This is a genomic window from Streptomyces sp. NPDC045021, assembly GCF_056432645.1.
The window spans coordinates 283,190-297,351 of sequence record NZ_JBWKIQ010000006.1; the positions used below are offsets into that span (position 1 = coordinate 283,190).

Annotated in this window: 9 protein-coding genes; 5 read left to right on the forward strand and 4 right to left on the reverse strand. The window is 72.4% G+C overall.

Annotation, left to right across the window (positions count from 1 at the left end):
* Positions 1 to 263 precede the first annotated feature (263 nt).
* Positions 264 to 2,717, forward strand: coding sequence for a DNA helicase PcrA (pcrA, locus tag AC07DC_RS20525; protein WP_478915811.1), 2,454 nt, complete (start codon positions 264 to 266; stop codon positions 2,715 to 2,717).
* Positions 2,718 to 2,817: 100 nt separating this feature from the next.
* On the opposite strand, the gene AC07DC_RS20530 is transcribed toward pcrA, so the two are convergent.
* Together AC07DC_RS20530 and AC07DC_RS20535 are read right to left on the reverse strand one after the other, a co-directional pair.
* Positions 2,818 to 4,380, reverse strand: a complete 1,563-nt coding sequence (locus tag AC07DC_RS20530; protein WP_478915812.1) for a peptidoglycan DD-metalloendopeptidase family protein — start codon at positions 4,378 to 4,380, stop codon at positions 2,818 to 2,820.
* Positions 4,381 to 4,508: 128 nt separating this feature from the next.
* The gene (locus tag AC07DC_RS20535) at positions 4,509 to 5,381 is read right to left on the reverse strand and encodes an esterase/lipase family protein (RefSeq protein WP_478915813.1); all 873 of its coding nucleotides are present in this window, start codon (positions 5,379 to 5,381) and stop codon (positions 4,509 to 4,511) included.
* Positions 5,382 to 5,683: 302 nt separating this feature from the next.
* On the opposite strand from AC07DC_RS20535, the gene AC07DC_RS20540 reads away from it, so the two are divergent.
* Positions 5,684 to 6,097 carry a coenzyme B12-dependent isobutyryl CoA mutase small subunit gene (locus AC07DC_RS20540; protein ID WP_138352976.1) on the forward strand — a complete coding sequence of 138 codons (414 nt, stop codon included), beginning with the start codon at positions 5,684 to 5,686 and terminating at the stop codon, positions 6,095 to 6,097.
* 52 nt (positions 6,098 to 6,149) lie between these two features.
* On the opposite strand, the gene AC07DC_RS20545 is transcribed toward AC07DC_RS20540, so the two are convergent.
* The gene (locus AC07DC_RS20545; protein WP_478915814.1) at positions 6,150 to 7,796 is read right to left on the reverse strand and encodes a DUF5691 domain-containing protein; all 1,647 of its coding nucleotides are present in this window, start codon (positions 7,794 to 7,796) and stop codon (positions 6,150 to 6,152) included.
* Positions 7,797 to 7,834: 38 nt separating this feature from the next.
* On the reverse strand, positions 7,835 to 9,148 hold the full coding sequence (locus tag AC07DC_RS20550) for an SWIM zinc finger family protein (protein ID WP_478915815.1): 1,314 nt from the start codon (positions 9,146 to 9,148) through the stop codon (positions 7,835 to 7,837).
* A gap of 127 nt (positions 9,149 to 9,275) precedes the next feature.
* Between AC07DC_RS20550 and AC07DC_RS20555 the strand changes: the two genes are divergently transcribed.
* From AC07DC_RS20555 to AC07DC_RS20565, 3 genes are read left to right on the forward strand one after another with little or no spacing between them, the layout of a single operon-like run.
* Positions 9,276 to 10,391, forward strand: coding sequence for an ATP-binding protein (locus AC07DC_RS20555; protein ID WP_478915816.1), 1,116 nt, complete (start codon positions 9,276 to 9,278; stop codon positions 10,389 to 10,391).
* A 14-nt stretch (positions 10,392 to 10,405) separates the two neighbouring features.
* Positions 10,406 to 12,778: a DUF5682 family protein gene (locus AC07DC_RS20560; RefSeq protein ID WP_478915983.1), complete on the forward strand. Its 2,373-nt coding sequence runs from the start codon at positions 10,406 to 10,408 to the stop codon at positions 12,776 to 12,778.
* Positions 12,775 to 13,986, forward strand: a complete 1,212-nt coding sequence (locus AC07DC_RS20565; RefSeq protein ID WP_478915817.1) for a VWA domain-containing protein — start codon at positions 12,775 to 12,777, stop codon at positions 13,984 to 13,986. Before AC07DC_RS20560 ends, AC07DC_RS20565 begins: the two co-directional genes overlap by 4 nt.
* The last annotated feature ends 176 nt before the right edge of the window (positions 13,987 to 14,162 follow it).

Genomic DNA, 14,162 nt, shown 5'->3' on the forward strand with positions numbered 1-14,162 from the left:
GGCGTGTTGCCGAAGTAGAGGACGGACCGCCTGGTCCGGCACGGTAGCCAACTCTCCTGTCCGGTGGGAAGACCGGTGTCCGATAGGCCCGAAACCATTTCGTGATGTGAGCGCAACGGTCGGGTCCGGTCGCGGAGAGTGATGGTTTTTCAGGGTCGGGCAGCGTCATGGGCAGGGCCATGGGCAGGGTCAGGCTCGGGTCTGTGCGGACTCGGGCAAGCGGAGTGTGAGGTGTCAGTGGGGGCGCCTAGACTCGGGAGGCGATGAGCAGCCTCTTTGACGACAGCTTCCTGGCCGACCTCCAGGCCCCCGACCACGCGCCGGAATCGGCCCCGCCGCCCCCGGAGCACGGGACCGAGCACCGGCCGGACGATGCCGCGGACGACCTCTTCGGCGGGCGCTTCAACGAGCCCCCGCACGGCGGCCGGGACGCGTACTACCGGGACGGGGCCGCCCGCCCCGTCGTCGACCCCGCCCAGCTCCTGGAGGGGCTGAACGAGCAGCAGCGCGCCGCCGTCGTGCACGCGGGCGGTCCGCTGCTCATCGTCGCGGGCGCCGGATCGGGCAAGACGCGGGTGCTGACGCACCGCATCGCCCATCTGCTCGGCACGCGCGGCGCGCACCCGGGCGAGATCCTCGCGATCACCTTCACCAACAAGGCCGCGGGCGAGATGAAGGAACGCGTCGGCGACCTCGTCGGCGCGCGCGCCAACGCGATGTGGGTCATGACCTTCCACAGCGCGTGCGTGCGCATCCTGCGCCGCGAGAGCAAGAAGCTCGGCTTCACCTCCAGCTTCTCGATCTATGACGCGGCCGACTCCAAGCGGCTCATGGCGCTCGTCTGCCGGGACCTGGACCTCGACCCCAAGCAGTTCCCGCCGAAGGCGTTCAGCGCGAAGGTCTCGAACCTCAAGAACGAGCTGATCGACGAGGAGGACTACGCCCGCCAGGCGGAGAACGCCTTCGAGAAGCACGTCGCCGAGGCGTACGCGCTCTACCAGGCGAGGCTGCGCGAGGCCAACGCCCTGGACTTCGACGACATCATCATGACCACAGTGCACCTGCTCCAGGCGTTCCCCGACGTCGCCGAGCACTACCGGCGCCGGTTCCGCCACGTCCTCGTGGACGAGTACCAGGACACCAACCACGCCCAGTACACGCTGGTGCGCGAGCTGGTCGGCACCGGCGACCACACCGCCGAGCTGTGCGTGGTGGGTGACGCGGACCAGAGCATCTACGCCTTCCGCGGCGCCACCATTCGCAACATCCTGCAGTTCGAAGAGGACTACCCGCAGGCGACGACGATCCTGCTGGAGCAGAACTACCGCTCCACGCAGACGATCCTCACGGCCGCCAACGCCGTCATCGAGCGCAACGCCGGGCGCCGCGCCAAGAACCTGTGGACGGAAGCCGGCGACGGCCCCGTCATCACCGGGTACGTCGCCGACCACGAGCACGACGAGGCGCAGTACATCGCCGAGGAGATCGACCGGCTGACGGACGCGGGCGACTCCCGCCCCGGCGACGTCGCCGTCTTCTACCGGACCAACGCCCAGTCGCGTGTCTTCGAAGAGGTCTTCATCCGCGTCGGCCTGCCGTACAAGGTCGTCGGCGGGGTGCGCTTCTACGAGCGCAAGGAGGTCCGCGACATCCTCGCGTACCTGCGCGTCCTGTCGAACCCCGAGGACACCGTCCCGCTCCGCCGGATCCTGAACGTGCCCAAGCGCGGCATCGGCGACCGGGCGGAAGCGATGATCGACGCCCTGTCGCTGCGCGAGAAGATCTCCTTCGCGCAGGCGCTGCGCCGGGTCGACGAGGCGTACGGCATGGCCGCCCGCTCCTCCAACGCGGTCCGGAAGTTCAACGAGCTGCTGGAGGAACTGCGCACCATCGTCGAGTCGGGCGCCGGCCCCGCGACGGTCCTCGAAGCGGTGATGGAGCGGACCGGCTATCTATCGGAGCTCCAGGCCTCCACGGACCCGCAGGACGAGACCCGTATCGAGAACCTGCAGGAACTCGCCGCCGTCGCCCTGGAGTTCGAGCAGGAGCGGGCCGCCGCCGAGGACGCGGAGCCGGGCACCCTCTCCGAGTTCCTGGAGCGCGTCGCGTTGGTCGCCGACTCGGACCAGATCCCGGACGACGAGGAGGGGGGTGGCGTCATAACGCTGATGACGCTGCACACCGCCAAGGGCCTCGAGTTCCCGGTGGTCTTCCTCACCGGCATGGAGGACGGGGTCTTCCCGCACATGCGGGCGCTGGGCCAGGCCAAGGAGCTGGAGGAGGAGCGGCGACTGGCGTACGTCGGCATCACGCGGGCGCGCGAGCGGCTGTACGTGACGCGGTCGACGATGCGCAGCGCCTGGGGCCAGCCCTCGTACAACCCGGCCTCGCGCTTCCTGGAGGAGATCCCGCCCACGCTGATCGACTGGAAGCGGACCGGCCCGGTGGCCACGCCCGGGGCCGCGATGTCCGCCGCCGCGGCCTCGCTGTCGTCTTCGCGCGCCAAGGCCGGGCCCAAGGGCTTCGCGACCCGGCGTACGACGGACCGGCCGGTGATCGCGCTGACGGTGGGGGACCGGGTCACGCACGACCAGTTCGGCCTCGGGACGGTCGTCGGGGTCAGCGGTTCCGGATCGGACGCGCAGGCGACCGTCGACTTCGGCGAGGAGAAGCCGAAGCGGCTGCTGCTGCGGTACGCGCCGGTCGAGAAGCTCTGACGCGGGGCTCACGCAGGAGTGGACCGGGGCGGCTTCGGCCGTCCCGGCCTTTTTCGTGCTGTGTTGAGGGGTGGTCGGGCGGGCCTTTGGGTGGGTGCGGTCAGCGGGGGTCGAGCCCGTGCGCCAGCAGCCACGGCAGCGGGTCGATCGGCGAACCGCCGTGCGGCCGGACCTCGAGGTGCAGGTGCGGGCCGGTGGTGTTGCCGGTGTTGCCCGAGTACGCGATGACCTGGCCGGCCTTGACCGAACCGGAGCGGATCTTGGTGCTGCTGAGGTGGCAGTACCAGGTCTCGGTGCCGTCGGCGGCGGTCACTATGGCCATGTTGCCGTAGGAGCTGTTCCACTGCGTGCGGATGGTGCCGTCGGTCACGGACGACACGGGTGTGCCGGTGCCGACCGGGAAGTCGATGCCGGTGTGCAGTGCCATCCAGTTGACGCCGGACTGGCCGTAGTACGCGCTCAGCCCGCGCTCCGCCACCGGCAGCAGGAACTTCGGCCGAAGGGCCTCCTTGCGCGCCGCCGCGTCGGCCTTCGCCTTCTTCGCGGCGGCCTCGCGGTCCTTGAGGTCGATCCGCTCCTGCGTACGGCTGGCGCGGGTGGCGAAGTCGTCGGCGTCAGAGGTGACTCCGGCGAGCTGCGTGTCGAGCTTCGAGGCGGCCGGGTTGGTCGCGGCCGTGGCGGAGGCCTCGGTCTTGGACGTCGCATGGGCGCCGGGCACGTCGGTGATGGCGGCTGCGGCGCAGGCCGCCACGCCCATGACGGCGACCGACGGCACCGCGATGGTCAGGAGCGCGGAGCGCTTCGCGGGCCGCTTGCGGCGGCAGCCGCTTCCGCCGCCGCGGGGGGCCGCGGGGACGGGGGCCATGTCGGACTCGGATGCGGACTCGGGGTCGAGTTCGAGGTCCGGCTCGGGGTCCAGGTCGTGATCGAGGTGGAGATCGGCTTCGGGCTCGTGGGCGAGGTCGTGCGCCGGCTCGTGCTCGGGAGCGGTCTCCGGCTCGTACGCGTACTCGTCGGTGTAGCCGGTGCCGTACTCGTTCCCGTACTCGTTCGGGTTCCCGTTCCCGTTCCCGTTCGCGTTCCCGTACGGCGGTGCTTCGGCCGTTTCGGCGGCGTATCCGGGCGCGGGCTCCGGGGCGTAGCCGTGCTCGACGGGCCCGGCCTGCGCGGGCACGGTGTAGACGCCGGTGTCCCAGGACATCGCGTCGTACGTGCCGGTCGGGTAGCTGCCGGTGTCCTGGCCGGGGGCGTTGTAGCCGTATGCCGGGTACTGGCCGGAGTCCCAGTTCTGCTGCGGCTGCTGCTGTTCCTGCTGCTGGAACTGCGGCTGGTGCTGGGACGGGAAGTGCGGCTGGGGCTGGGACTGCTCGGGGTAGGTCTGGTAGCTGCCGGTCTGATAGGTGCCGGTCTGGGCCTGCCAGAAACCGCTCGCGTCGTAGCTGCCCGTTTCGTACACGGACGCGTCATAGCCGTGCTGTGCCGGCTGCGGGATGAACGCGTAGCTGCCCGTGGCGCCCGTGTCCGTGGTGCCGGTCATCGCTCCGAAGAGCGGATCGCCGTCCGCGAAGGTGGTGCCGATGTTCTGGTACGAGCCCGTGGAATAGGGGTCGTAGCCGTAAGCACCGTAGTCGGGGGTGTACCCCGACGGGTGACGATCGTTCACCGCCTACTTCTCTTTCGCCTCGGCAGCAGGAGAATTAGCGGTGACTGTAGCCCCCTACCCCCGACGGCGACAATCTTCGGCAGGTTCCGGATCCGCGCAATGCGTTGTGTTCGAATTGAATTCGACAGCTATGCGGCGTCCACGGCCCCCAACTCGCGCTCCTCGCCGATCAGGGCCTGGCGGATCCCGGCCGCCACGGTGGCGTGCACCGGAAGTGCGAGATGCCCGATTCCAGCTACTTGCACATTGTGTACCACCAGGTCGGGATGGTCGATGCGGGCGGTTTCCACCGGGATCATCAATTGGTCCAGGTCGCTCCAGAAGGCAACGAAATGCGTGCGGCAACCCGGGGCCGGTTTCGCCAATTCGCGCAGGAGGTCGGAACCCGGACGCATTTGCCGGACGATCGGGTGCGGCGTCAGGAGCGGGGCCGCGCGGGTGCCGGAGTGCGGAGTTCCCAGCGTCACCACTGTGCGTACCCGGGCATCTCCGCCGAGTAGCTGAACGTAATAGCGGGCGATCAGGCCGCCCAGGCTGTGGCCGACGATATCCACCTGCCGCTGCCCGGTCTGTTCGCAGATCTGCTCGACATGGCGGCCGAGCAGCGCGGCGGCGGTACGGATGTCGCAGCTCAGTGGGGAGTAGTTCAGAGCCTGGACGTGCGTCCAGCCATGCTTTCGCAGGGAGCGGCGCAGAAGGGTGAATACCGAGCGGTTGTCGACGAAGCCGTGCAGCAGCAGGACGGGAGGGTGCACGGCCTCGGCCCGCAGCAGTGCCGCACCGGAGGGGGCGTCCGTGGCCGTGGCCGTGTCTGTGCCCGGGAGCGCGTCCGTGGAGGGCCCGGGGCCGGAGCCCGACAGGTCACGCTCGGGCAGGATGCCGGTCGGATAGAGGAAGAGATGGCCGGTCAGGATGACGAGCTCGAAAACCGCGGCGCGTAGGGCGGCTGTGCTGCGCAGCCAGCGGCCCGTGGCGACGGCTCCGAACGACAGGGCGCTCATGGCCCACCTCCCGTGCGGCACGACGGGAAACAGCTCCGTCCCCCGTGTGCCCTAGTCCGGAGAGCCGTACAGCAGGCCCCGGCTCCCCGGGAACACGTTGGGCCCGCGGGCCACCTCCGGCGGAACGGAGGACGGCGGCGGGCCCAACGTATTGCGAACGTGTCCCATCGTGTGATTTCCCCCTCGCTGACCACCGCGAAACTGTCGGGTACGGGATGCTGGAGATAACGTTCGTTCACACTCGGTCCCGCTTGTGGTCCCGCTCGGCCGGCGATGACGCCGGCAATGTCATGGAGGCAGTGATGGGAGTGTCCGGTCCGATCCGCGTGGTGGTGGCCAAGCCGGGTCTCGACGGTCATGATCGCGGGGCCAAGGTCATCGCCAGGGCGCTGCGCGATGCCGGCATGGAGGTCATCTACACGGGCCTGCACCAGACCCCCGAACAAGTGGTCGACACCGCGATCCAGGAGGACGCCGACGCGATCGGGCTCTCCATCCTCTCGGGAGCGCACATGACGCTCTTCGCGAAGGTCCTCGACCTGCTGAAGGACCGGGACGCCCTGGACATCAAGGTCTTCGGCGGCGGCATCATCCCCGAGGCGGACATCGCCCCCCTGAAGGAACTCGGCGTCGCGGAGATCTTCACCCCCGGCACGCCCACCACCGACGCCGTCGCCTGGGTCCGGGCCAATGTGCGCCAGGGCGCCGAAGCCTGACCCCGCCCGGGAGGCGGCTCGCGAAGCCCCGCCGCTCCGCCCCCCGGCCGGATCATGAGGCCGGGGCGGCTGACGGGGCCGCGGCGGCCGGGGCTGGAGCGGCCGGCGTCGGCGGTTCGAGTTCCGCGAGCATCACGGCCCGCAGCCGCAGCGTGCTGACCAGCCGCTGGAACGCTTCCGCCCAGTAGCTGCCCGCGCCGGGGGAACCGTCGGCCGGCTCCTCGGTCGCGGCGGTCAGGACGGTGACCTGTTCGGCCTCCGCCGGGTCCAGACACCGTTCCGCCAGGCCCATCACCCCGCTGAAACTCCAGGGGTAGCTGCCGGCGTCCCGAGCGATGTCGAGCGCGTCGACCACGGCCCGGCCCAGCGGACCCGACCACGGGACGGCGCAGACCCCGAGCATCTGGAACGCCTCGGACAGGCCGTGCGTGGCGATGAACCGGGCCACCCACTCCGCGCGCTCCTGCTCCGGCAGGATGGACAGCAGCTTGGCCGGGTCGCCGACCGCGGCGACCGGTGACGCGGGCGCCGGCGGCGGTCCGAGCAGGGCCCGGGCCCACGCCGGGTCACGCTGGCGCACCGCGGCCCGGCACCAGGCGGCGTGCAGGTCGGGCTGCCAGTCGTCGGCCACCGGCAGCGCGATGATCTCCTCGGGGCTCCGGCCGCCGAACCGTCCGGTCCAGGTGGCCAGCGGCGTCGCCTCCACCAGCTGGCCGAACCACCAGGCCCGCTCGCCGCGCCCGGTGGGCGGATGCGGGGCGACCCCGTCACGCTCCATCGAGGCGTCGCACTCGTACGGCGCCTCCACCAGGACGCCGATCCCGGCCACGTTCTCCCCGGCGCCGAGTGAGACGCAGCTGCGGGCCCGTTCGGCCATTCGGGCGGCGAGCGCGGAGCCGGGCAGCGCGGACAGCAGCTCGGCCGCGGTCGCCCGGACGTTGCGGCTGCGGTCGGTCAGTGCCTGTTCCAGGAACGGCTCGTCGGTGGGCGACAGCCCGGCGCGCAGCGAATCGAGGAACATCAGCCGGTCCTCGGCGCGCTCGCTCGTCCACGTGGAGCGCAGCAGCGCCAGCGCGGCCGGAGCGTCCTGGCCGCGCAGCCGGGTCAGCAGCGCGACCCGTTCGGCGAACAGGCCCTCCTCCCACAGCTGCCGGATCGCCGCCGGATCCCCGGCCGCCGGCTCCAGGCCCCTGACGCCGGCCCGCAACGCGAACCTCCACTCCGGGTTCAGCTCCGCCAGCCACAGCGCGCGGGGCCCGGCCAGGGCCAGGGCGTCCGCCCGCAGATCGGTCCTGGCGCGGGCGGCGTCGAGCAGGTCCGGGAGCAGGGCGGCCGGTGCGGCATAGCCGTGCCGCCCTGCCGCGGTGAGCCACTGCGGGAGCAGCTCGGCGAGGTTGGGGGACGTGCCGCGCCTGCCCGACGAGCCGCCCGCCGAACGGTCCGCCAGCAGCAGCCCCAGCCTGCGGCGCGCCGCGTCGGGCAGCACCGGCCGTCCGTCCGGTGCCGCTGGCACCGGTCGCTCCCGCGCCGTGGCCGGCCGCAGCCCCGCACGGCGGCTCACGGTGCCGATCGCCGCCGCGTCGAGCAGCTCGATCGCCGGATCCCGGCCCGGGTGCGGGCCCGGGGACGACGGCGGTCTGCGCCGGTCCGTGCCGAGCAGCGCGCTCCCGACCAGGTCGGTCCAGCTGGCGTTCATCATTCCTCCTCGATTGCGCCCGCCCCGGACATGGACACGGACTAGAGCGGGACGGGGGTGGCGTCCGGGCCCCAGGCGGTGAGGGGGCGGACGCCGGTGTGGCCGAGTTCGGCGAAGAGCGTGACGGGGTGGCCGCCGGAGACGGCGGCCAGGCGCCAGGGGCCGCGGCCGGCGATCGGCAGCGCGTCCTGGCCGTCGGCGTCGGCGAGCTGCCAGCCGCCGGCATCGGAGCCGGGTATGGGGACGACGCCGGACAGGACGACCGGCCAGGCGTCGAGCCACGGGTCGTCCGCGAGGGCGGCCCCGTACGCGGCGAGGGCCGGGCCGACCGGGACCCCGGCCGGGACCGAGCCGGGTGCGGCCGGGCCGTGGCTCTCGCCGAGCACGGCACGCAGCGGCCGGGCCGAGGGGTAGAAGGCGACCTCGGCGTCAAGGCTCAGCCCGAGGGGGAGTGCCAACTCCGGCGCGCGGCCCGCGGCGCCGAAGGAGAGGAGCATCGCGACCTGGCCGGAACGGGCGCCGTGCAGCCAGATCCGACGGGTGGTCAGCCGGTCGTCCGACGTGTCGAGTTGGGAGAGCACCAGCCAGCGGTCCCGCACGGTGGGTCCGGCAAGCAACTCGGCCGCGTCCGTGGTGAACCCGACGCGGGAGCGCACCGTGGCGGCCAGCGGGCCGGGCAGCCGCTGCTCGCCGAGGTATCCCCGGGTGAGCAGATGGAGCAACGCGGACTCCTCCAGCAGCCGCGAGGGCCAGTCACCGCCCCCCGCGGCGACAGCACCCAACTCCCGCACCCGGGTGGCCAGTCCCGGCGCCTGTGCGTCCACCATCCGGGCCGCGATCTCGTCCCACTTCTGGTAGCCCTCCCGGTCCGCGCCGGCCAGGCCGCCGCGCAGCAGGTCGGTCAACCGCTGCTCCAGCTCCGTCACGCCCGCAGTCACCCGTTGGGCGCGCCGCTCGGCACGCCGTCGCGCGGCCTCCGGGTCGGCGGGCTTCGCGGGCCCGGCCGCGGCGGCCCTGGTCCGCTCCTGCCGGCTGTCGAGCCACTCCGTCACCCACTCCGGCGCCGTCTCCTGGCCGACGCCGCCCGACGCCTCGGACCACAGGAGCAGCAGCCCGAGCGCGTGCTTGCACGGGAACTTGCGGCTCGGACAACTGCACTTGTAGCCGGGGCCTTTCGTGTCCACCACCGTCTGGTACGGCTTGCTGCCGCTGCCCGCGCACAGGCCCCACACCGCCGCCTCCGCAGTGCCCGTACCGGACCAGGACGCGGGCATCGCGAGCCTGGCTCCGGCCTTCCGTGACGCGGCGTCAGGAGCGAGCGCCAGCACCTGATCCGTACTCCACCGTTCCTCCATGACACGACCGTAGGTGCCGCCACTGACAATGCGTCCGACCTGCGACTTCACCCGTTGTCAGTGGCGTGGTGCATGGTGGAAATCACCGCGGGACCGAGGGGTCCGGCGGCACAGGACAGGGGGATTCATGGCAGTCATGCCCACCGACATCGAGGATGCTCCGGAAGGTGCTCTGCGGCCGCACGCGGAGGAGGTCTTCGCCCATGAACTGAAGGCCCTCGCGGCGGCCGACGACCGTCCGCGGCCGTCCCGTTGGAATCTCTCGCCGTGGGCGGTGGCCCTGTATCTGCTGGGTGGATCCCTGCCCGACGGGATCGTCATCACGCCCAAGTACGTCGGCCCCCGGCGCATCGTCGAGGTCGCCGTCACCACGCTCGCCACCGACCGGGCGCTGCTGCTGCTCGGCGTGCCGGGCACCGCCAAGACCTGGGTGTCCGAGCACCTCGCCGCCGCGATCAGCGGCGACTCCACCCTTCTGGTCCAGGGCACCGCCGGCACACCCGAAGAGGCCATCCGCTACGGCTGGAACTATGCGGAGCTGCTCACGAACGGCCCGAGCCGCAGAGCGCTGGTGTCCAGCCCCGTCATGCGGGCGATGGCCGAGGGCCGGATCGCCCGGGTCGAGGAGCTGACCCGGATACCGGCCGACGTGCAGGACACCCTCATCACGATCCTGTCCGAGAAGACCCTGCCGATACCGGAGTTGGGGTCGGAGACCCAGGCCGTCCGGGGCTTCAACCTGATCGCCACCGCCAACGACCGCGACCGCGGCGTCAACGAGCTGTCCAGCGCGCTGCGCCGCCGGTTCAACACGGTCGTGCTGCCGCTGCCCGCCTCGGCGGAGGACGAGATCGACATCGTCACCCGCCGCGTCGACCAGCTCGGCCGCGGGCTGGATCTCCCGTCCGTCCCCGAGGGCGCCGACGAGATCCGCCGGGTCGTCACCGTCTTCCGGGAGCTGCGCGGCGGCGTGACCGCCGACGGCCGGACGAAGGTGAAGTCGCCGTCGGGCACACTGTCGACGGCCGAGGCGATCTCGGTGGTGACCAACGGCCTGGCGCTCGCGGCGCACTTCGGCGACGGCGTGCTGCGGGCGGGCGACATCGCGGCCGGCATCCTCGGCGCGGTCGTCCGCGATCCGGCCGCCGACCGGGTGATCTGGCAGGAGTACCTGGAGACGGTCGTGCGCGAGCGCGAGGGCTGGAAGGACTTCTACCGCGCCTGCCGGGAGGCGAGCGCATGAGTGCGCCTGCCGTCATGACACCCGCCGTACCGCGGACGGTGCCGCCCGCCGCCGGCCCGTCGGGGGTCGCCTTGCTCGGGGTGCGGCACCACGGGCCGGGATCCGCGCGGGCGGTGCGCGCCGCGCTCGACGCGTACCGGCCGGGGACCGTGCTGATCGAGGGGCCGCCGGAGGCCGACGCGCTCGTCGGGCTCGCCGCCGAGGAGGGCATGCGGCCACCGGTCGCCCTGCTCGCGCATGTTCTGGACGATCCGGCGCGGGCCGCCTTCTGGCCCTTCGCGGAGTTCTCGCCCGAATGGGTGGCGATCCGCTGGGCCGCCGGGCACGGCGTACCGGTCACCTTCATCGATCTGCCCGCCGCCCATTCCCTCGCCCTGCGGACGACGCCGGATCAACAAGAGGAAGCCACCGAGGGCGAGGGGGCGCCGGAGGCCGACGAGGCGGTGCAGGCGCTGCGCATCGACCCGTTGGCCGTGCTCGCGGAAACGGCCGGGTACGACGACCCGGAGCGCTGGTGGGAGGACGCGGTCGAGCACCGGAGCAGCAGCGGCGACGACCCGCTGGCGCCGTTCGCCGCGCTCGCCGAGGCGATGGGCGCGCTGCGCGAGCTGTACGGCGACGGCGGCCATGAGGACGATCCGGCGCGCGAGGCCCATATGCGGCTGCGGATCCGGGAGGCCCGGCGGACGCACGACCGCGTCGCGGTGGTCTGCGGGGCCTGGCACGTCCCCGCGCTGGCCCGGTCGGCGACCGCCACCGCGGACCGGCAGCTGCTGAAGGGGCTGCCCAAGGTGAAGGTCGAGATGACCTGGGTGCCCTGGACGCACCGCAGGCTGTCGCGGCACAGCGGATACGGCGCGGGCATCGACTCACCCGGCTGGTACGGGCATCTGTTCGGGGCGCCGGACCGTCCCGTCACGCGGTGGATGACCAAGGTCGCCGGGCTGCTCCGCGCCGAGGACCTGCCGGTCTCCTCCGCGCATGTGATCGAGGCGGTGCGGCTCGCCGACACCCTCGCCGCCATGCGCGGCCGCCCCCTCGCCGGGCTGAGCGAGACGACCGACGCGATACGGGCGGTGATGTGCGACGGCTCGGACGTACCGCTCGCGCTCATCAGGGACCGGCTCGTCGTCGGGGACGTGCTGGGGGAGGTGCCGGACAGCGCGCCCGCGGTGCCGCTGGCCCGGGACCTCACCCGGGAGCAGCGCAGACTCCGGCTGAAGCCCGAAGCGCTGGAACGCGAGCTGGAACTGGACCTGCGCAAGGAGACCGACGCGGGCCGAAGCCGGCTGCTGCACCGGCTGCGGCTGCTGGGCATCGACTGGGGGGAGCAGGTCCGCTCGCGGGGCGGCACCGGGACGTTCCGGGAGAGCTGGCGGCTGCGCTGGGAGCCGGAACTGGCGATCCGGGTCGCCGAGGCCGGGATCTGGGGCACCACACTGCTCTCCGCGGCGACGGCGAAGGCCGAGGAGGGGGCGGTGCACGCCGCCGCGCTCGCCGATGTGACCGCGCTCGCCGAGCGCTGCCTCGTCGCGGGGCTTCCGGACGCGCTGCCGGTGGTGATGCGGGTGCTCGCCGACCGGGCCGCCCTGGAGACCGACGTCGGCCACCTCGCGCGGGCGCTGCCCGCCCTCGTACGGTCCGCACGCTACGGCGATGTGCGCGGCACGGACTCCGAGGCGCTCCGCAAGGTCGCCGAGGGGCTGGCGGAGCGGGTCTGCATCGGGCTTCCGCCCGCCTGCGTCGGCCTGGACGCGGACGGCGCCGCCGAGATGCGCGGCCACACCGAGGCCGCGCACCGGGCGATCGGCCTCCTGGAGGCCGACGGCCTCCTCGAGCGGTGGGGGGTGATGCTGCGGGGCATCGCCGAGCGGGACGGGGCGATACCGGGGCTACTGCGCGGCAGCGCCACCCGCCTGTTGATGGACGACGGGCGGCTGGACGAGGCGGCGACCGCCCGGCTGATGGGGCTCGCCCTGTCACCGGGGACGCCGTCGGCCGAGGCCGCGGCGTGGCTGGAGGGCTTCCTCGCGGGCGGCGGCATGCTCCTCGTCCACGACGAGCGGCTGCTCTCGCTGGTCGACGGCTGGCTCGCCGCGGTGCCGGCCGCCGCGTTCAACGACGTGCTGCCGCTGCTGCGGCGCACGTTCAGCGAGTTCGAATCCGGCGTCCGCCGCACCGTCGGGGAGCTGGTCAGGCGCGGCACCTCGGGCCGGCCGGAGGTCGCCGCCGGGGAGGCGGTGCCGGGCTTCGGCGCCGGGTTCGACGAGGAGCGGGTGGCGGCTGCGCTGCCGGTGCTGCGGCTGCTGCTGGGGCTCGCGGACGAAGGGCTCGCAGACGATGCCGGGCAGTCCGACCGGTCCGACACGACGGGGGAGAACGGATGACCGACGACACGAGGGCCGGCGACACGAAGGCGGGCGGGACGACAACCGGCGGGACGACGTCCGCCGATGAACGGCTGCGCCGCTGGCGGCTGGTGCTCGGCGGGGGCGCTGCCGACGGAACGGGCTGCGACCTCGCCGGACGGGACGCGGCGATGGACCGCACCCTCGGCGCGCTCTACGGGGGAGACCGGGGAGGCGGCGGCGCGGACGGCAAGGGCGGCCGGACGGCCGGCCTCGGTGGCTCCGCGCCGCAGGTCGCCCGCTGGCTGGGCGACATCCGTACGTACTTCCCGACCTCCGTCGTCCAGGTGATGCAGCGGGACGCGATCGACCGGCTCGGGCTGTCGGCGCTGCTGCTGGAGCCGGAGATGCTGGAGGCCGTCGAGGCGGACGTCCATCTCGTCGGCACACTGCTGTCGCTGAACAAGGCGATGCCGGAGACGACGAAGGAGACCGCGCGGGCCGTGGTCCGCAAGGTCGTCGAGGACCTGGAGCGGAAGCTCGCCACCCGCACCCGCGCGACCCTGACCGGCGCCCTCGACCGGTCCGCGCGGATCAACCGCCCCCGGCACCGTGACATCGACTGGGACCGCACCATCCGCGCCAACCTCAAGCACTACCTCCCCGAGCACGGCACGATCGTGCCCGAGCGGCTGATCGGGTACGGCCGGGCGTCGCAGGCCGTGAAGAAGGACGTCGTGCTCTGCATCGACCAGTCCGGTTCGATGGCCGCCTCCGTCGTCTACGCCTCCGTGTTCGGGGCGGTGCTGGCCTCGATGCGGAGCATCGACACCAAGCTCGTCGTCTTCGACACCGCGGTGGTCGATCTGACCGACCAGTTGGACGATCCGGTGGATGTGCTCTTCGGCACACAGCTGGGCGGCGGCACCGACATCAACCGCGCCCTGGCGTACTGCCAGTCCTTGATCACCCGACCGGCCGAAACCGTGGTCGTCCTCATCAGTGATCTCTACGAGGGCGGAATCCGCGACGAGATGCTCAAACGGGTGGCCGCCATGAAGGGCGCGGGAGTGCAGTTCGTGGCCCTGCTGGCGCTGTCCGACGAGGGCGCGCCGTCCTACGACCGCGAGCACGCGGCCGCCCTGGCCGCGCTCGGAGCCCCCGCTTTCGCCTGCACACCGGACCTGTTTCCCGAGGTCATGGCCGCCGCGATAGAGAAGCGACCGCTCCCCGTACCAGAAGCCTGACGCGAGCCTGACAACGCGCTCTGTGACCGTTCTCACCGCTCACATGTGACCTGCGATTTAGGGACCTACGGCCCACGGGGATAACCTGCGAGACGGACATGCCGCGTACTTCGGTGACCGTGTGCGCCCTCCTTGTGACCGCGTAGTCACGCTTCCCGTATCGGCACGTTCGCGTA